This is a genomic window from Streptomyces sp. SAI-135 (genome assembly GCF_029893805.1).
Classification (GTDB): Bacteria; Actinomycetota; Actinomycetes; order Streptomycetales; family Streptomycetaceae; genus Streptomyces.
Genome location: NZ_JARXYP010000002.1, coordinates 5,201,191 through 5,219,045, shown reverse-complemented (window position 1 = coordinate 5,219,045; position 17,855 = coordinate 5,201,191). Strand labels below are relative to the sequence as shown.

The window sequence follows — 17,855 nt, the reverse complement described above, 5'->3', positions numbered from 1 at the left end:
CTGCCCGCGGAAGCCGGGCGCGCGGGCCGGGGTCAGGATGCCGGCGGTCCGGAAGAAACTCAGGAGCGGTGGTTCGCTCCCCTGCCGGGGTACGGGATGACGTGCCGGGGTACGGGGTGACGCCCGTCGACGCCACGACCACGGGGCGCACGCGGTCGAACCCCGCCTCGGCGAGCCGCCCCCACCCGTCGACCCCGAAACCCCGCAGTCCGCAGTCCGCAGTCGGCGGCGCCTCTCCCGGTCCGCGAGCCGCCGCCCGACCTCGTCGTCCAGCACATGCGGCGGCGGATCGGCGTGGACGTGCGGGGGCCGCCACAGCGCGGTCCGGACCGTGTGGTCGGCCGCGGCCACGTCCCGCGTCAGCCGAAGTCCTTCGAGAAGTCCAGCTCCGCACTGCGCTGGGTCAGCGAGTACCAGTTGCCGTTGTCGTCGCGGAAGATCGCTTCGATGCCGTAGGGCCGCTCCTGGGGCTCCTGGATGAACTCGACCCCGCGTGCCCGGAACGTCTCGTAGTCCCCGCGGCAGTCGTCGGTGCGGAAGGCTCCCGCTCCCATCACGCCCTTGGCGACGAGCTTCTTCAGCGCCTCGGCGGACTCGGGGTCGAGCCCCGGGCCGTCCAGGCTCATCAGGGCCAGCTCGACGCCCTCCTGCTCCTTGGCGCCGACGGTGACCCATGTCATCTCGCCCATCGCGACCTCGCTGCGCACCTCGAAGTCCAGCTTCTCGGTGAAGAAGGCCTTGGTGCGCTGCTGGTCGAAGGTCCACACGGTGGTGATGCCCAGGCCCTGGATCATGGCTCCGCTCTCCTGTCGTCCGGGGGTTCCTCCCCGTCACCGTAGGCAGCGCCGGGGCCGGGGCGCTTCTTCGAAGTTGCGGTCCTTCCGGTGCTTCGCTCGGTGGGGAAGCCGCCGGCCCACAGCATGGCGTAGCAACCGGGGATCAGGGCGGCGCCGCGGCCCACGTGCCGGGCGCGGTACTCGCTCGGGGTGAGCCCGGTCCGTGTCTTGAAGCGGGCGGAGAAGGTGCCGAGGCTGCTGAAGCCGACCAGGTGGCAGATCTCGGTCACGCTCAGGTCGGCCCCGCGCAGCATCTCCTCGGCCCGCTCGATGCGCCGGTGCGTGAGGTACTGCCCGGGCGTCTCGCCGTACGCCTGCTTGAAGGCGCGCAGGAAGTGATACCGGGAGTACCCGGCGTGCGCGGCGACGGCGTACAGGTCGAGCCCCGGATCGGCCCAGTCCCGGTCCATGGCGTCCTTGGCGAGCCTGATCTGCCGCACTTTGTCCATGCGCCGATGGTGGCACGCGGCACTGACATCACCCTCGCGCGCACGAAGAAGGCCCCCCGGGGCGGACACCGTCCGGGGGGCCTTCGGCTCTTTCCGTGGAGAGTCGGGTCAGACCTCGACCAGCGGGGCCGGAGCCGCGTCGTCCGCCGCCTTCTGGGGTCCGGCTCCCTTCAGCGGCACCTCCTTGACGAACACCGCCGCCGCCAGCGAGAGCACGGCGACGATCGCGCCGAGCAGGAACGCCGAGTGCGTGCCCGCGGAGACCGCGTACTGGTACGCCTCGCGCACCGCCTCCGGCAGCTTCTCCAGGCTCTTCGCGTCGAGCTGCGCGGACTGCTCGGTCACCTTGGAGCCCAGCTCCCCGCCGCGCTCGGCCATGGTGTCCTGGACCCGGTGGTTGAACAGGGCGCCCATGATGGCCACGCCGAAGGAGGACCCGAGCGTACGGAAGAGGGTCGTGGAGGACGAGGCGACGCCCATGTCCTTCATCTCCACGCTGTTCTGGGCGACCAGCATGGTGATCTGCATCAGGCAGCCCATGCCGAGACCGACCACGGCCATGAAGACACCGGAGGTGAACCGCGAGGTCTCCGTGTCCATCGTCGACAGCAGGTACAGCCCGATCACCATCAGGACGCTGCCGAGCACCGGGAAGACGTAGTACCGGCCGCTGTTGGTGGTGATCCGGCCCGCGACCATCGAGGTCACCAGCATCGCGCCGAGCATCGGCAGGAGCAGCAGCCCGGAGTTGGTGGCGGAGGCGCCCTGCACGGACTGCTGGTACAGCGGCAGGAACAGGGTGGCGCCGAACATCACGAAGCCGGTGATGAAACCGATGATCGACATCAGCGTGAAGTTGCGGCTGCGGAAGATGTGCAGCGGTACGACCGGTTCGGCCGCCTTGGTCTGCCAGAACACGAACCCGACCAGCGCGGCGACACCGATGCCGATCAGCTCCATGATCCGCGCGGAGGTCCAGGCGTACTCCGTGCCGCCCCAGGTGGTCACCAGCACGATGGAGGTGATGCCGACGGTCAGCAGCGCGGCGCCCAGGTAGTCGATCCGGGCCTGCGCGCGCTTCTTCGGCAGGTGCAGCACCGCGCTGATCAGGCCGAGGGACACGACACCGAGCGGCAGGTTGATGTAGAAGGACCAGCGCCAGCCCCAGTTGTCGGTGATGGTGCCGCCGACCAGCGGGCCGCCGATCATCGCGAGCGCCATGACGCCGGCCATCATGCCCTGGTACTTGCCGCGCTCACGCGGCGGGATCAGGTCGCCGATGATCGCCATGACGCCGACCATCAGACCGCCGGCGCCGAGGCCCTGCACGGCCCGGAAGCCGATGAGCTGCCCCATGTCCTGGGCCATGCCGCTGAGCGCGGAGCCGACCAGGAAGAGCACGATCGAGCTCATGAAGACGCCCTTGCGGCCGTACATGTCGCCGAGCTTGCCCCACAGGGGGGTGGCGGCCGCGGTGGCCAGTGTGTAGGCCGTCACGACCCATGACAGGTGCTCGAGTCCGCCGAGCTCGCCGACGATCGTCGGCATCGCGGTGCCCACGATCATGTTGTCGAGCATCGCGAGCATCATGGTGATCATCAGCGCGAGCAGGACGACCCGCACGCTGCGCTGTTTCTTGTCCGGCGCCCTCTCGACCGTCTGTGTGTCCGCCATCGTTCCCACTCCCCTGAGGTCCTGCGGTACTGCCTCCGCCGGGTACTTACTTGCCGCCCGGCTAGTTGTCTACACTGGGGAAGGTAGACGCGTCACTAGCCGGGCGTCAAGTAAGTTTTGTGGAAAGCCGAGGAGCACGAGGATGGGCGGCACCATGGACGTCACCAAGCAGCAGCGCCGCGGCAACACGCGCCAGCGCATCCAGGACGTGGCCCTCGAACTCTTCGCGGAGCAGGGGTACGAGAAGACCTCTTTGCGGGAGATCGCCGAGCACCTGGATGTCACCAAGGCGGCCCTGTACTACCACTTCAAGACCAAGGAAGAGATCCTCGTCAGCATCTTCGACGATCTGACGCAGCCGATCCTGGACCTGATCGAGTGGGGCCGGAAGCAGCCCCACACCCTGGAGACGAAGCAGGAGATCGTACGGCGCTACAGCGAGACGCTGGCCGGTGCGACGCCCCTGTTCCGCTTCATGCAGGAGAACCAGGCGGCGGTCCGTGAACTGCGCGTCGGCGAGACCTTCAAGGAGCGCATGCAGGGGCTGCGCGAGATCATCGTCGACCCCGAGGCGGACCTGACCGACCAGGTCCGCTGCGTCAGCGCGATCTTCACCCTGCACGCCGGGATGTTCTTCCTCCAGGACATCGCCGGGGACCCGGAGTCCAAGCGCAAGGCGGTCCTGGAGGTCGCGACGGAGCTGGTCACCCGGGCGCACCGGGGCGGCGCGGACGCCTGACGCCGGTCAGACCTTGACGCCCTTGGCGCGCAGGAAGGCGACCGGGTCGACGGCCGAGCCGTAGTTCGCGGTCGTGCGGATCTCGAAGTGCAGGTGCGGGCCACTGGAGTTGCCGGTGTTGCCGGACAGGGCTATGCGCTGACCGGTCTTGACGACCTGGCCGACCTTGACATTGATCCGGGAGAGGTGGGCGTACTGCGAGTACGTCTTGTTGCCGTGCTTGATCACGATGGCGTTGCCGTAGGCGGCACCGTCACCGGCACCGCCCGGACCGGCCTTGACGACGGTCCCGCCGTGCGCGGCGACGACCTTCGTACCGCTCGGCACCGCGAAGTCCTGCCCGCTGTGGGTGGACTGCCACATGCCGCCGGCCTGCGCGTAGCTGGCGCTGAGCGTGTACTTCTTCACCGGGTCGACCCAGGTGGCCGAGGAGGACGCGGCGGAGGCGACTCCGGCCCCCAGTACGGCCGTCGCACCGACGGACGCGGCCACGACGGCCACACGGGTGCGCAGCAGGGACGTACGGGAAGAGCGGTGGGAGACGCGCTGGAACATTCGGAACCTCATGAAGCCGGGGACAGGAGAACCACCCGGCGCATGACGGCGGCCGGTTGGCGCATCCCTTGGTAACCCGGAGGGCTGAAAACGCCCAAACGGCTCATCTACGACGGAATGTAGTAACGAGGTAAGAACGGACGCCCGAGAAGTCCATTTCCCTCCCGAAATTATCCCTGAATGCCCCCACTATTCCGCCTAGTAATGGACAAATCACCTGTGCGGCAAGTCACCGGCGGCCCTCAAGGAAAAGCTCCGTCATGTGACGCACGTCTCTGGCGACTTACCGTCCAGTAACCCTACGGTTCCCCTCGCGCCACCCTCGCCCCCGAACATGCACCAGACAACGGCATACGGACGTGAGAGGACCCCCACGAATCATGAGAAGCAGACGCCCCTGGGCGCGCCGCACCGCCGTGACCACCGTCTCCGCAGCCGCACTCGTGGCCCTGGCGCTGCCCGCGGAGGCCGCGACGACCACCGCAGGCACCTCCACGACCACCGCCACGGCCGCCGCCGCAGCCGTCGACTACGCCACCTGGCAGGCCGACTGCCAGGCCGTGATGAACCAGGCCCTGCCCTACCTGAAGGCGCGTATCGCCGCCCCGGGGCCCGGCGAGAAGCAGGCGATCGTCCTCGACATCGACAACACCACGCTGGAGACGGACTTCGGCTTCAGCTACCCCTCCCCGGCCAACAAGCCCGTCCTGGAGGTCGCGAAGTACGCCCAGCAGCACGGCGTATCCCTGTTCTTCGTGACCGCCCGCCCCGGCATCATCGCCTCGGTGACCGACTACAACCTCAAGCACGTCGGCTACCAGGTGAACGGCCTCTACGTCCGCGGCTTCATCGACCTGTTCAAGGACGTCGCCGTCTACAAGACCGCCCAGCGCGTCGACATCGAGAACAAGGGCTACACGATCATCGCGAACATCGGCAACAGCGCCACCGACCTGTCAGGCGGCCACGCCGAGAAGACCTTCAAACTCCCGGACTACGACGGTCAGTTGTCCTGACGCACACGCAGTGGGCCGTATCCGCACATGCGAGAGGGGCCGGTGCCCGAAGGCACCGGCCCCTCTTGTCGGCCCTGCGGCCGTGAGGCTTACGCCTCCTTGCTCAGGTTCGGCCCGGCACCGCCGGCCGCCTGCTCGATCGGCGGGACGTCCGGCAGCGCCGACTTCTCCTCGCCGCGGAAGGTGAAGGTCTGGGCCTCGCCCTCGCCCTCGGTGTCGACGACCACGATGTGGCCGGGACGCAGCTCGCCGAAGAGGATCTTCTCCGACAGCGTGTCCTCGACCTCGCGCTGGATGGTGCGACGCAGCGGACGCGCACCCAGCACCGGGTCGTAACCCTTCCTGGACAGCAGCTCCTTGGCGGACTGGGAGAGCTCGATGCCCATGTCCCGGTCCTTGAGGCGCTCGTCCACCTTGCCCACCATCAGGTCGACGATCTTGAGGATGTCGTCCTGGGTCAGCTGCGGGAAGACGACCACGTCGTCGACGCGGTTGAGGAACTCGGGCCGGAAGTGCTGCTTGAGCTCGTCCGAGACCTTGTTCTTCATGCGCTCGTAGTTGGTCTTCTTGTCACCCGAGGCCGCGAAGCCCAGGTTGAAGCCCTTGGAGATGTCCCGGGTGCCGAGGTTGGTCGTCATGATGATGACCGTGTTCTTGAAGTCCACGACCCGGCCCTGGGAGTCGGTCAGACGACCGTCCTCCAGGATCTGCAGCAGCGAGTTGAAGATGTCCGGGTGGGCCTTCTCCACCTCGTCGAACAGGACGACGGAGAACGGCTTGCGGCGGACCTTCTCGGTCAGCTGGCCGCCCTCTTCGTAGCCCACGTAGCCGGGGGGCGAACCGAAGAGACGCGAGACCGTGTGCTTCTCGCTGAACTCCGACATGTCGAGGGAGATCAGCGCGTCCTCGTCACCGAAGAGGAACTCGGCGAGCGCCTTGGACAGTTCGGTCTTACCGACACCGGACGGGCCGGCGAAGATGAACGAACCACCGGGACGCTTCGGGTCCTTGAGGCCCGCACGCGTACGACGGATCGCCTTCGACAGCGCCTTGACGGCGTCGACCTGGCCGATGACCCGCTTGTGGAGCTCGTCCTCCATGCGCAGCAGACGCGAGGACTCCTCCTCGGTCAGCTTGAAGACCGGGATGCCGGTGGCGGTCGCGAGGACCTCGGCGATCAGCTCGCCGTCGACCTCGGCGACGACGTCCATGTCGCCGGCCTTCCACTCCTTCTCCCGCTTGGCCTTGGCGGCCAGGAGCTGCTTCTCCTTGTCGCGCAGGGAGGCGGCCTTCTCGAAGTCCTGCGAGTCGATCGCGGACTCCTTGTCGCGGCGGACGCCGGCGATCTTCTCGTCGAACTCGCGCAGGTCCGGCGGCGCGGTCATCCGGCGGATGCGCATCCGGGAACCGGCCTCGTCGATCAGGTCGATCGCCTTGTCCGGCAGGAAGCGGTCCGAGATGTACCGGTCGGCCAGGGTCGCGGCCTGCACGAGGGCCTCGTCCGTGATGGACACACGGTGGTGGGCCTCGTAGCGGTCGCGCAGACCCTTGAGGATCTCGATGGTGTGCGGGAGCGAGGGCTCGGCGACCTGGATGGGCTGGAAGCGGCGCTCGAGGGCCGCGTCCTTCTCCAGGTGCTTGCGGTACTCGTCCAGCGTGGTGGCACCGATGGTCTGGAGCTCACCGCGGGCCAGCATCGGCTTCAGGATCGAAGCCGCGTCGATGGCGCCCTCGGCGGCACCCGCACCGACCAGCGTGTGCAGCTCGTCGATGAACAGGATGATGTCGCCGCGGGTGCGGATCTCCTTGAGGACCTTCTTCAGGCGCTCCTCGAAGTCACCGCGGTAGCGGGAGCCGGCGACCAGCGCGCCGAGGTCCAGGGTGTAGAGGTGCTTGTCCTTGAGGGTCTCGGGCACCTCGCCCTTGACGATGGCCTGGGCGAGGCCCTCGACGACGGCGGTCTTGCCGACGCCGGGCTCACCGATCAGCACCGGGTTGTTCTTGGTACGGCGGGACAGCACCTGCATGACCCGCTCGATCTCCTTCTCGCGCCCGATGACCGGGTCGAGCTTGGACTCACGAGCGGCCTGGGTGAGGTTCCGGCCGAACTGGTCGAGGACCAGGGACGTCGAGGGGGTGCCCTCGGCAGGCCCGCCGGCGGTGGCGGTCTCCTTGCCCTGGTAACCGGAGAGCAGCTGGATGACCTGCTGCCGCACCCGGTTGAGATCTGCGCCCAGCTTGACCAGGACCTGGGCGGCGACGCCCTCGCCCTCACGGATCAGGCCGAGCAGGATGTGCTCCGTGCCGATGTAGTTGTGGCCCAGCTGAAGGGCCTCGCGGAGCGACAGCTCCAGGACCTTCTTGGCACGGGGGGTGAAGGGGATGTGCCCGGACGGGGCCTGCTGCCCCTGCCCGATGATCTCCTCCACCTGCTGGCGGACCGCCTCGAGCGAAATCCCGAGGCTCTCAAGGGCCTTGGCGGCGACACCCTCACCCTCGTGGATCAGGCCCAGGAGGATGTGCTCGGTGCCGATGTAGTTGTGGTTGAGCATCCGGGCTTCTTCCTGAGCCAGGACGACAACCCGCCGCGCGCGGTCGGTGAACCTCTCGAACATCGTTAATCGCTCCTCAGAGCGGTCAGGCAGTGGGGGGAACTTCCCCTCCCTGTCCTTCCGCAGCTTAGTCCCGCAAGCGGGGACCGCTCATTCCAACTGCCGACACCGTCGATGGCCTCCTGACCCCGAACGCCGACATCCTGTCCAACCCGATGGTGCGAGACGATGTTCCCGCAGGCCAGGCAGTTACCCCAGTCGCCAGTACGCCGATGGCGAACGTGAGACGGCCTTTCCTGCGTGTCGCCCCCTCCCACTAGGGATGTCTTACCCGCTCGGACCGACACTCCATGCCGTACGCCCCCCGTCCCTCCGCTACGGGCGAACAACCTTGTGCCACCCCGCACCCCCGCGCGCCCCCTTCACGGACACGCTTCGCACACGTCGACACACCCAGCGTAACTCTCGCGCCCTTCCGGCGGTTGCACTCGGCATGGTTGCCGCCCACCTCCCTCTCGCCACGGATCTCACGGCGCTCCCACTCCCCCGCCGGGCGCCCGACCGGGCGGTGTCCGGCGACGATCCGGTCCGCCGCTGGTACGAGAACGAACTGGGCTGGCCCACGGTGCCCGCGAGCACCCTTGAATCTCCCGTACGGCTGCGGCTGGGGGTGCGCTTCGACGTGCTGGACGTCCCGGCCGAGGCGGGTCGCGCGGCCCTGCGCCACCTCGCCGAGGGCTCCCCGGTGGCCCTGTGGGGCGACCGGCTGTTGCTTCTGGTCGCGGCAGGCAGCGCGGAGGAGCTGCCGGGAATCCTGGAGTGGCTGGAGTGGGGCCCGCTCCCCCTGGACCTACGAGCCCTCGGCACGGCCGACTCCATGCCGGCGCCACCGCCCCCGGGGCCGACGCCGGACGGGCACGCCCGGGAGGCCCGTGGTCCGGGCGGACCCGCGGGAGCGGCGTGGGGCCGGGCGCCGGACACGGGCGGCGGCCCGGCCGGGGTGGCGCAGGGACCGGACGAGCGCATGGTGTCGCCGTGGGTACCCACGCCGGGCGCAGGCGCCCTCTCCGGGGAGGCACAGGCGCCGGGCGAGCGCACGGGAGTGCCGTGGGGACAGGTGCCGGGCGCGGGCGGGCCGGCCGGAGACACACATGGGCGGAGCGGGCCTGGGCGAACGGCGTGGGGCCCGGGGCCGGGGACGGACGGTCTCTCCGGGGTGGCGCAGGGACCGGACGGGCACATGAGAACCGCGTGGGGCCGGGTGCCGGAGACGGACGGCCTAGGGGTGCCGGGTGCGGGCGGTCGCGCCCGAGAGGCTCAGAGTGCGGGTCGGCCTGCCGAAACGGCGTGGGGACAGGTGTCGCAGGCGGCCGGCCTCGCCGGGCCGGGCAGGAGCGGGCCGCATTGGCCGGTGCCGGGCGCGGCCGGGGTCATCGGAGCGGCACAGGGGCGGGTGCTGGCGCCGGCCGGATCCGCGGGGCGGTCACCGGCGTCGGGGACGGGCGGGCCCGTCGGGGCGTCCCTCCCCGGCGGGGGCCGTGCGGTTCCGGGCGCCCTGCAGGGGGCCGCCGTATGGCTGCGGCCCCCCGAGCCTGGGTGCGAGGTCGAGGCCTCGCTGCCGACGGTGTCGGCACTGGGGGGCGGTGGGGGCGCCCCCGATCTCGTACGCGTCGTGAACACGGTGGCCACGCAGTGCCACCGGCTGCGGCTGCGGCGCGCTCGGGCGTAAGCCTTCGCGGGCCCCGCCTTCGTGCACCCCGCGATCAGGCGTTGGCCTTCTCGTAAGCCTCGCGAATGCTCGCCGGAACACGGCCGCGGTCATTGACCTCGTAACCGTTCTCCTTCGCCCAGGCACGGATCTGAGCGGTGTCCTGGCTGCCACCGGAAGCGGCCCGCGGCTTTCCGCGTCCGCCCGAAGCACGGCCTCCGGTGCGGCGACCGCCCTTCACGTAGGGCTCGAGAAGGCCACGAAGCTTGTCCGCATTGGCGGTCGTGAGATCGATCTCGTACGTCTTGCCGTCCAACGCGAACGTGACGGTCTCGTCCGCCTCGCCGCCGTCGATGTCGTCGACAAGAAGGACCTGAACCTTCTGTGCCACCGGATTTCCTTTCATCCAATACTTGAGGGCCGGGGGCCTGCGGCGTCCGCCGTTTCGCCGTCCCCTGTTATATGCAGTACTGCAGTACGTCGGAAAGCAAACCGCTTTTGCTGGAAAAACACAAACCCCCGGGAGAGACCGACAGGGGCTCCCCGTCCGGAAACATGCGCGTTTCGGACATAGGGAACCTGGGCAGGGTCGAGCGCCGGAATCCTTGGCGATCACAGATGCAGAAGCATCCGGCTGTTGCCCAAGGTGTTCGGTTTCACTCGTTCGAGACCGAGGAACTCCGCGACGCCTTCGTCATAGGAACGCAGCAGCTCTGCGTAGACATCGGTGTCAACGGGCGTCTCGCCGATCTCGACGAAGCCGTGCTTGCCGAAGAAGTCCACTTCGAAGGTGAGACAGAAAACGCGGCGAACACCGAGCCAGCGGGCCGTCTGCAACAACTTCTCCAGCAACTGATGCCCGACCCCGGCACCCTTCAGCCCGGGCTTCACGGCGAGAGTGCGCACTTCCGCGAGGTCTTCCCACATGACATGCAGGGCACCGAAGCCGACCAGCTCGGCGTTGTCGTCGCGCTCGGCGACCCAGAACTCCTGGATGTCCTCGTAAAGCGTCACGGTCGCTTTGTCGAGCAGGATGCGGTCGCGGACGTAGGAGTCAAGGAGCCGACGGATGCCGGCGACATCGCTGGTACGGGCCCGCCGGACGGTGATGGCTTTTGCGGTGACTTCGGGGTTCTCTGCGGAGGGGCTCTTCGCGGACATGAGCGGACGCTATCGCCCGCCGTCCCGCGTTGTGGAGTCGGGGTTCTCCGCGGACGGCCCCTGGGCGATGCGTACGGCGTCCTGGAGTGCCAGTCGCTGTTCCTCGCTCATCATGCCGAAGAAGGCGACGAGAGCGGCGGCGGGGTTGTCGCTCTGGGACCAGGCGTCGTTCATCAGTGCGGCGGCGTAGGCGGCCCGGGTGGAGACCGCCTCATATCGATAGGCCCGGCCTTCCGCCTCACGGCGCACCCAGCCCTTCTGATGGAGATTGTCCAAAACGGTCATCACCGTGGTGTAGGCGATGGACCGTTCCTGCTGAAGGTCTTCCAGGACTTCTCGAACGGTGACCGGGCGGTTCCACTTCCACACCCGCGTCATGACCGCGTCTTCGAGTTCTCCCAATGGGCGAGGCACAGCTCAGCACAATAGTGGGAGATCCGGCTATCGGCGTGACGGACGTGCTCTTTCGACGCCAAACAGCAACAAAAAGGGCGTACGACTCCGAAAGCACGGTGGCTCGGAGAGTCGTACGCCGACGAGGGCGCGGCCGGTCAGTCGGCCTGCTTGGTCGCCTCCGCGCGCGCGAGCGCCGCGTCGACGGCCGCGTCCTCCTTGGCCTTGTTGGCCCCGCCCTGGGTCTTCACGATGACCCGGATCACACCGATGAAGAACACGGCCATGACGACCGGGGGCACGAGCGCGGAGACGTAGTCCATGCGTCCAGAGTAGCCAGCGGCACCGGGACGACCCGGTCGGGGTGCGGCCGTTTCGCCCTCAGCCCGCGGCCAGGCGCTGCGGTGGGTTCGCCGGGGGCTCGGCGGGCTTGCGGCGGGGGAAGACCTCGCCGGGGGTGGGGATGGGCCGGGCGGGCTTCGGGGCGGCGGGGGCGGGTTTCTCCGCGGGCTTGACCGGGGGCTTGGCCGGACGCTTCGCCGGCTCCTTGGCGTCCAGTTGCGCCGGACCGCCCCGCCCGGCGCCGGAAGGCCCCTCGTGCAGCCCTCCGGAACGGCCCCCCGGCAGCGCCAGGAGGCGCGTACGGGAGGGCGGGACCACGGGGGACGCGGGAGTGCGCCGGGCGCCCGTGGCGGCCGCCAGACGGGCCCTCACGTCCCGTTCGGCCAGCATCTGGCAGCGGATCAGCAGCGCCGCTGCGGCGGGGTTGCCGCACAGGGCCCGGAGCGCGGCGAGATCGTCGGGCTCGGGCCGGTACCCCGCACCCAGCGCCTCCTCCAGGAGCGTGAGGTAACCGGCGGCGGTGCCGGGCAGTGCGGCGCGGTACCGGGCGAGGTCGGCCACCAGGAAGGCGCGCAGCCGGGCACCCTCACGCACCGCCTCGTCGAGGGACTCGGCGAGACGGTGGCAGTCCTTGATGTCCTCGGCCGAGGCAGGGGCGGGGTGAAGGGCGAGGGCGAGAGCGCGGCGGAGCACACGCAGCTCCTCCACGCCGAACGCCATGCCGCCGCGGGATCCGTATGGCGTGGGCATGCGGCGACAGTACGCGCTAATCAGACAAATCAGGCACAGCAGACGGGTGTGGCGCGGCCGGGCCACCCCAATGCCCGCCAGGTGCGCCTGCCCGGCGGATCACATCCGCGACACGTTCCGCTCGTACACCAGCCTCAGCCCCACCAGCGTCAGCCAGGGCTCGTGCTCGTCGATCACCGACGACTCCCCGAGCACCATCGGCGCGAGCCCGCCCGTGGCGATCACCGTCACGTCGTCCGGGTCCTGCGCGAGCTCCCGGGCCATCCGGCTCACCACGCCGTCGACCTGTCCGGCGAAGCCGTACACGATCCCGGACTGCATCGCCTCGACCGTGTTCTTCCCGATCACGCTCCGCGGCCGGGCCACCTCGATCTTCCGCAGCTGCGCCCCCTTGACCCCGAGCGCCTCCACGGAGATCTCGATGCCGGGCGCGATGACCCCGCCGACGTACTCCCCCCGCGCGGACACCGCGTCGAACGTCGTCGCCGTGCCGAAGTCCACGACGATCGCGGGACCGCCGAACAGCTCGACGGCCGCCACCGCGTTGATGATCCGGTCCGCGCCGACCTCCTTGGGGTTGTCGGTGAGGATCGGCACCCCCGTCTTCACCCCGGGCTCGACCAGCACGGCCGGCACGTCGCCGTAGTAGCGCCGCGTCACCTCGCGCAGCTCGTGCAGCACGGACGGCACGGTGGCGCAGATCGCGATCCCGTCGATGCCGTCGCCCAGTTCGTCGCCGAGGAGCGGATGCATGCCCATCAGGCCCTGGAGCAGCACCGCCAGCTCGTCGGCGGTCCGGCGCGCGTCCGTGGAGATCCGCCAGTGCTCGACGATGTCCTCGCCGTCGAACAGCCCGAGGACGGTGTGCGTGTTGCCTACGTCGATCGTGAGGAGCATCGCGACTACTCCGCCTCGCGCAGGTCGAGGCCGATGTCGAGGATCGGCGAGGAGTGGGTGAGCGCCCCCACCGCGAGGTAGTCGACGCCGGTGTCGGCGTACGCGCGCGCGTTGGCCAGCGTCAGCCGGCCGGAGGCCTCCAGCGCGGCCCGCCCGTGCACCAGCGCGACCGCCTCCTCGCACTCGCCGGGCGTGAAGTTGTCCAGCAGGATCAGGTCGGCGCCCGCGTCCACGACCTCCCGCAGCTGGTGCAGGGTGTCGACCTCGACCTCGATCGGCACGTCCGGGAAGGCCTCACGGACGGCCTTGAAGGCCTGCGCGACGCCACCGGCGGCGACCACGTGGTTGTCCTTGACCAGTGCCGCGTCGGACAGCGACATCCGGTGGTTGACCCCGCCCCCGCAGCGCACCGCGAACTTCTCCAGCGACCTGAGCCCCGGAGTGGTCTTGCGGGTGTCCCGTACGCGCGCCTTGGTGCCCTCCAGCGCGTCCGTCCACGCGCGCGTGGCGGTCGCGATGCCGGAGAGCCGGCACAGCAGGTTGAGCGCGCTGCGCTCGGCGGTGAGCAGGTCACGCGTGCGCGTGGTGACCGACAGGAGCTTCTGTCCCGCCTCGACCCGGTCGCCGTCCTCGACGTGCCGCTCGACCTCGAACTCGTCCTCGCAGACCACCGAGACGACCGCCTCGGCGACCCTGAGGCCGGCCACGACGCCCGCCTCGCGCGCGACGAAGTCGGCGGTGGCGACGGCGTCCTCGGGGATGGTCGCGACGGTCGTCACGTCCACTCCGTGGTCGAGGTCCTCCTGGATGGCGACGTTGGCGATGTCCTCGACCTCCACGGGGTCGAGTCCGGCGTCGGCCAGGAGCTGCGCGAGCGCGGGGTCGAGCCCGCACTCCAGGTACGCCTCGTCGGGGCCGTCGGAGGCGGCGCCACAGGCGCAGCCGTCGCCGCAGCCGCCGGACGGGACGAGGGGAAGGTCGTCGGTGCTCACTGGTGTCACTGCTCCTGAGGGTGCTGCCGGGTCGGGGGGAAGTCTGCGGTATCGGTGGTGTGTACGGCGAGGGTCCGGTCCGGATTCAGCCGTACGACGATGTGGCGGCGCCATGCCGTGTCGTCCCGCTCGGGCCGGTCCTCGCGCCAGTGGCAGCCGCGCGTCTCCTCGCGCTGCAGGGCCGCGGCGACCAGAACACGGGCCACGCACAGCAGGTTGGTGGCCTCCCAGGTGTCGACGCCGGGCTCGGCCGTCTTGCCGTTCTCGTCGAGGGCGTCGCGGGCGTCGGCGTGCAGCCGGTGCAGGGCGTCCGCCGCGGCGGCCAGGGACGCGGCCGAGCGGAGCACGCCCGCGCCGCGCGTCATGGTGCGCTGGATCGCGAACCGGGCCTCGGGGGCGAGCAGCGGGTGGGCGGGCGTCTCGGGGTGCTCGACGGGCACCGGCACACGCGCGTGGAGGCCGTTCGCCTTCTGGACCGCCACGATGTCGGCCACGATGCGCTCGGCGTAGACCAGGCCCTCGAGGAGCGAGTTGGAGGCGAGCCGGTTCGCGCCGTGCACACCGGTGCAGGCGACCTCGCCGCACGCGTACAGGCCCGGGACGGTCGTACGGCCCCGGGGGTCGGTGCGCACGCCGCCGGAGGCGTAGTGGGCGGCCGGTGCGATCGGGATGGGCTCGGTGACCGGGTCGATGCCGTGGGCGCGGCAGGCGGCCAGGATGGTCGGGAAGCGGTGCTCCCACATCTCGGCGCCGAAGTGCCGGGCGTCGAGGAACATGTGCTCGGCGTCCTGCTCCTGCATGCGGCGCGTGATGCCCTTGGCGACGATGTCCCGGGGCGCCAGCTCGGCCAGTTCGTGCTGGCCGACCATGAAGCGCATGCCGTCGGCGTCGACCAGGTGGGCCCCCTCGCCGCGCACGGCCTCGGAGACGAGCGGCTGCTGTCCCTCGGCGTCCGGGCCGAGGAACAGCACGGTGGGGTGGAACTGCACGAACTCCAGGTCGCTGACCTCGGCGCCCGCGCGCAGGGCGAGCGCCACGCCGTCGCCCGTCGACACGGGCGGGTTGGTGGTCGCGGAGAACACCTGGCCCATGCCGCCGGTGGCGAGGACGACCGCGGGCGCGTGCACGGCGCCCACGCCGTCGTGCTGGCCCTCGCCCATGACGTGCAGGGTGACGCCGGCCGTCCGGCCGTCGGCGTCGGTGAGCAGGTCGAGCACGAGCGCGTTCTCGATGGTGCGCAGTCCCCGCGCGCGGACGGCCTCGACGAGCGCCCGGGAGATCTCCGCGCCGGTCGCGTCACCGCCCGCGTGGGCGATCCGGCGCCGGTGGTGGCCACCCTCGCGGGTGAGCTCCAGGTCGCCCGCCTCGGACTCGTCGAAGTGCGCGCCGGTCGCGATCAGCCGGCGCACGGCGTCGGGCCCCTCGGTGACCAGGATCCGCACGGCCTCCTCGTCGCACAGGCCCACGCCCGCGACCAGCGTGTCGTCCAGGTGCTGTTCGGGGGTGTCGCCCTCGCCGAGGGCCGCGGCGATGCCGCCCTGCGCCCAGCGGGTGGATCCGTCGTCGAGGCGGGCCTTGGTGACGACGACGGTCCTGAGGCCCTCGGCCTCGCAGCGCAGGGCCGCGGTGAGACCGGCCACCCCGGAGCCGACGACCACGACGTCCGCGTCGATGGACCACCCGGGCGCGGGTGCGTGCAGACGTATGCCTGTGCTGGTCACGAGGCGGCTCCGAAGGTCAGCGGGATGTTGTCGATCAGCCGGGTCGTCCCGACCCGGGCGGCGACGGCGAGGACGGCCTCGCCGGTGAAGTCGTCCTCGATCTCGGTGAAGTCGGACGGGTCGACGAGTGCGAGGTAGTCCAGGGCGAGCGGCGGGTCGAGGCGCCCGGCCTCGTCCAGGACCAGCCGGGCGGCCGCGCGGACCGCCGACGGGGCTCCCGGCAGGGCCTTGGCGACCGCGTGCGCGTCGGCGGCCGCGCGGGACTCGCCGAGGGCGCTCAGGGCCTCGGCACGCGCGTGCGTGGCGGGTACTTCGCGGGCCCGCGCGCGCAGCGCCTCCTGGGCCGCGTGCCGGTCGCGGCCGGCGAACAGCGCGCGGGACAGCGCGAGCGCGGTGCGCCGCTCCTTCGGGTCGAGGTAGCGGTTGCGGCTGGAGAGGGCCAGGCCGTCGTCCTCGCGGACGGTGGGCACGCCGACGATCTCGACGCCGAAGTTCAGGTCGCGCACCATCCGGCGGATCAGGGCGAGCTGCTGGGCGTCCTTCTGACCGTAGAGGGCGAGGTCGGGGCGGGTGAGGTGGAGCAGCTTGGCGACGACGGTGAGCATGCCGTCGAAGTGGCCCGGGCGCGAGGCGCCCTCCAGACGCTCCCCCATCGGGCCCGCGCTGATGCGCACCTGGGGCTCGCCGCCGGGGTAGACCTCGTCGACGGAGGGCGCGAAGACGGCGTCCGCGCCGGCGTCCTCGGCGATCTTGAGGTCGGCGTCCAGGGTGCGCGGGTAGCGGTCGAGGTCCTCGCCCGCGCCGAACTGGAGGGGGTTCACGAAGACGGTGACGACCACCTCGCCGTCCGCTCGGGCGATCTCGCGCGCGGTGCGGATCAGGGTGGCGTGGCCCTCGTGCAGGGCGCCCATGGTCATCACGACGGCCCGGCGGCCCATGCGCGTGCGTGCGTGCAGTTCGTCGGCGGTGCGCAGCAGGGTCGTGGTCATCGGGCATCTCCCTCGGCGCCGTTGGTCCCGGTGGCGAGTACCCCGAGGAGGTCCTCGGCGAGCTCGGGCTTGAGCAGGCCGTGGGCGAGCGCACGGTCGGCGGTGGCGCGGGCCATCGCGAGGTAGCCCGCCACGGTCTGCGGGGCGTGCTTGCGCAGTTCCGTGACGTGGGCGGCGACGGTGCCGGCGTCACCGCGCGCGACGGGTCCGGTGAGGGCCGCGTCGCCGGAGCGCAGGGCGTTGTCCAGGGCGGCGCCGAGCAGCGGGCCGAGCATCCGGTCGGGGGCCTCGACGCCGGCCGCGCGCAGCAGCTCCATGGCCTGGGCGACCAGCGTGACCAGGTGGTTGGCGCCGAGGGCGAGGGCCGCGTGGTACAGCGGGCGCTTCTCCTCCTCGATCCACTCGGGCTCGCCGCCCATCTCGATGACGAGGGCCTCGGCGGCCAGCCGCAGTTCCCCGGGCGCGGTGACGCCGAAGGAGCAGCCCGCGAGGCGCTGGACGTCCACGGGGGTGCCCGTGAAGGTCATCGCCGGGTGCAGGGCCAGCGGCAGCGCGCCCGCGCGCAGGGCGGGGTCCAGGACCTTCGCGCCGTAGCGCCCGGAGGTGTGCACGAGCAGCTGCCCCGGGCGGACCGCGCCGGTCTCGGCGAGGCCCTCGACGAGACCGGGCAGGGTGTCGTCGGGGACGGTCAGCAGCACCAGGTCGGCGCGCTGGAGGACGTCCGCGGGGGTGACGAGCGGGACGTCCGGGAGGAGCAGCGCCGCCCGCCGCCGGGAGGCGTCGGAGACTCCGGAGACGGCCACCGGGCGGTGCCCGGCGAGTTGGAGGGACGCAGCGAGCGCCGGTCCCACCCGGCCGGCGCCGACGACGCCGACGGTGAGCCGCGCGGGGCGGTCCTTGCTGTCTGGCTGTTGGGCTGTACTCACGCGTCGGCGGCCTTCCCGTTCCAGTCCGCATCTGGGTACCGGACGATTTCTCGTCATGTTAACGCGATCGGTTCCAGGGGCGTCCGGTTGTCCACAGGCTGTGGGTTTCCGTCGACCGTGCGTGCGGAAATGGGCATGCCCGGCCCCGGGGCGCA

The 17,855-nt window shown here is 70.7% G+C and carries 17 protein-coding genes and 1 pseudogene; 3 read left to right on the top strand and 15 right to left on the bottom strand.

What is annotated here, in order from left to right:
• Positions 1-359: 359 nt before the first annotated feature.
• From M2163_RS28195 to M2163_RS28185, 3 genes are all read right to left on the bottom strand, one after another.
• Positions 360-794: a VOC family protein gene (locus tag M2163_RS28195; protein WP_280895382.1), complete on the bottom strand. Its 435-nt coding sequence runs from the start codon at positions 792-794 to the stop codon at positions 360-362.
• Positions 791-1,285: a helix-turn-helix transcriptional regulator gene (locus tag M2163_RS28190; protein ID WP_280895381.1), complete on the bottom strand. Its 495-nt coding sequence runs from the start codon at positions 1,283-1,285 to the stop codon at positions 791-793. The genes M2163_RS28195 and M2163_RS28190 overlap by 4 nt, the downstream gene beginning before the upstream one ends.
• Positions 1,286-1,393: 108 nt before the next feature.
• Positions 1,394-2,959, bottom strand: a complete 1,566-nt coding sequence (locus M2163_RS28185; protein WP_280895380.1) for an MDR family MFS transporter — start codon at positions 2,957-2,959, stop codon at positions 1,394-1,396.
• A gap of 142 nt (positions 2,960-3,101) precedes the next feature.
• Between M2163_RS28185 and M2163_RS28180 the strand changes: the two genes are divergently transcribed.
• Positions 3,102-3,698, top strand: a complete 597-nt coding sequence (locus tag M2163_RS28180) for a TetR/AcrR family transcriptional regulator (RefSeq protein WP_280850075.1) — start codon at positions 3,102-3,104, stop codon at positions 3,696-3,698.
• A 6-nt stretch (positions 3,699-3,704) separates the two neighbouring features.
• Here M2163_RS28180 and M2163_RS28175 read toward each other — a convergent pair whose 3' ends face one another.
• The gene (locus tag M2163_RS28175) at positions 3,705-4,253 is read right to left on the bottom strand and encodes a M23 family metallopeptidase (protein ID WP_280850076.1); all 549 of its coding nucleotides are present in this window, start codon (positions 4,251-4,253) and stop codon (positions 3,705-3,707) included.
• A 380-nt stretch (positions 4,254-4,633) separates the two neighbouring features.
• On the opposite strand from M2163_RS28175, the gene M2163_RS28170 reads away from it, so the two are divergent.
• Positions 4,634-5,269: an HAD family acid phosphatase gene (locus tag M2163_RS28170; protein ID WP_280850077.1), complete on the top strand. Its 636-nt coding sequence runs from the start codon at positions 4,634-4,636 to the stop codon at positions 5,267-5,269.
• An 89-nt stretch (positions 5,270-5,358) separates the two neighbouring features.
• On the opposite strand, the gene M2163_RS28165 is transcribed toward M2163_RS28170, so the two are convergent.
• A complete protein-coding gene (locus M2163_RS28165) occupies positions 5,359-7,884 on the bottom strand; it encodes an ATP-dependent Clp protease ATP-binding subunit (protein ID WP_280850078.1) in 2,526 nt (841 codons plus the stop codon).
• A gap of 430 nt (positions 7,885-8,314) precedes the next feature.
• On the opposite strand from M2163_RS28165, the pseudogene M2163_RS28160 reads away from it, so the two are divergent.
• A pseudogene (locus M2163_RS28160) lies at positions 8,315-8,806 on the top strand (SCO3374 family protein); the annotation flags it as partial.
• A 778-nt stretch (positions 8,807-9,584) separates the two neighbouring features.
• On the opposite strand, the gene M2163_RS28155 reads toward M2163_RS28160, so the two are convergent.
• The 10 genes from M2163_RS28155 to M2163_RS28110 form a co-directional block, all read right to left on the bottom strand.
• A complete protein-coding gene (locus M2163_RS28155) occupies positions 9,585-9,920 on the bottom strand; it encodes an Lsr2 family protein (protein ID WP_280850079.1) in 336 nt (111 codons plus the stop codon).
• A gap of 221 nt (positions 9,921-10,141) precedes the next feature.
• Positions 10,142-10,690 (bottom strand): amino-acid N-acetyltransferase, encoded by a 549-nt coding sequence (locus M2163_RS28150; protein ID WP_020122548.1) that lies wholly within the window; start codon positions 10,688-10,690, stop codon positions 10,142-10,144.
• Positions 10,691-10,699: 9 nt separating this feature from the next.
• Entirely contained in the window at positions 10,700-11,092 is a 393-nt protein-coding gene (locus tag M2163_RS28145; RefSeq protein WP_348540943.1) for a BlaI/MecI/CopY family transcriptional regulator, read from the bottom strand.
• A 149-nt stretch (positions 11,093-11,241) separates the two neighbouring features.
• Entirely contained in the window at positions 11,242-11,406 is a 165-nt protein-coding gene (locus tag M2163_RS28140; RefSeq protein WP_037717523.1) for a hypothetical protein, read from the bottom strand.
• Between the two features lie 58 nt (positions 11,407-11,464).
• Positions 11,465-12,145: a hypothetical protein gene (locus M2163_RS28135; RefSeq protein ID WP_280897330.1), complete on the bottom strand. Its 681-nt coding sequence runs from the start codon at positions 12,143-12,145 to the stop codon at positions 11,465-11,467.
• A gap of 129 nt (positions 12,146-12,274) precedes the next feature.
• Positions 12,275-13,072, bottom strand: a complete 798-nt coding sequence (locus tag M2163_RS28130; RefSeq protein WP_280850082.1) for a type III pantothenate kinase — start codon at positions 13,070-13,072, stop codon at positions 12,275-12,277.
• A gap of 5 nt (positions 13,073-13,077) precedes the next feature.
• Positions 13,078-14,064, bottom strand: a complete 987-nt coding sequence (nadC, locus tag M2163_RS28125) for a carboxylating nicotinate-nucleotide diphosphorylase (protein WP_280895379.1) — start codon at positions 14,062-14,064, stop codon at positions 13,078-13,080.
• 5 nt (positions 14,065-14,069) lie between these two features.
• Positions 14,070-15,785, bottom strand: a complete 1,716-nt coding sequence (locus tag M2163_RS28120) for an L-aspartate oxidase (protein WP_280895378.1) — start codon at positions 15,783-15,785, stop codon at positions 14,070-14,072.
• Positions 15,782-16,774: a pantoate--beta-alanine ligase gene (panC, locus tag M2163_RS28115; protein WP_280895377.1), complete on the bottom strand. Its 993-nt coding sequence runs from the start codon at positions 16,772-16,774 to the stop codon at positions 15,782-15,784. Before panC ends, M2163_RS28120 begins: the two co-directional genes overlap by 4 nt.
• Positions 16,771-17,700: a DUF2520 domain-containing protein gene (locus M2163_RS28110; protein ID WP_280850086.1), complete on the bottom strand. Its 930-nt coding sequence runs from the start codon at positions 17,698-17,700 to the stop codon at positions 16,771-16,773. Before M2163_RS28110 ends, panC begins: the two co-directional genes overlap by 4 nt.
• Positions 17,701-17,855 lie beyond the last annotated feature (155 nt).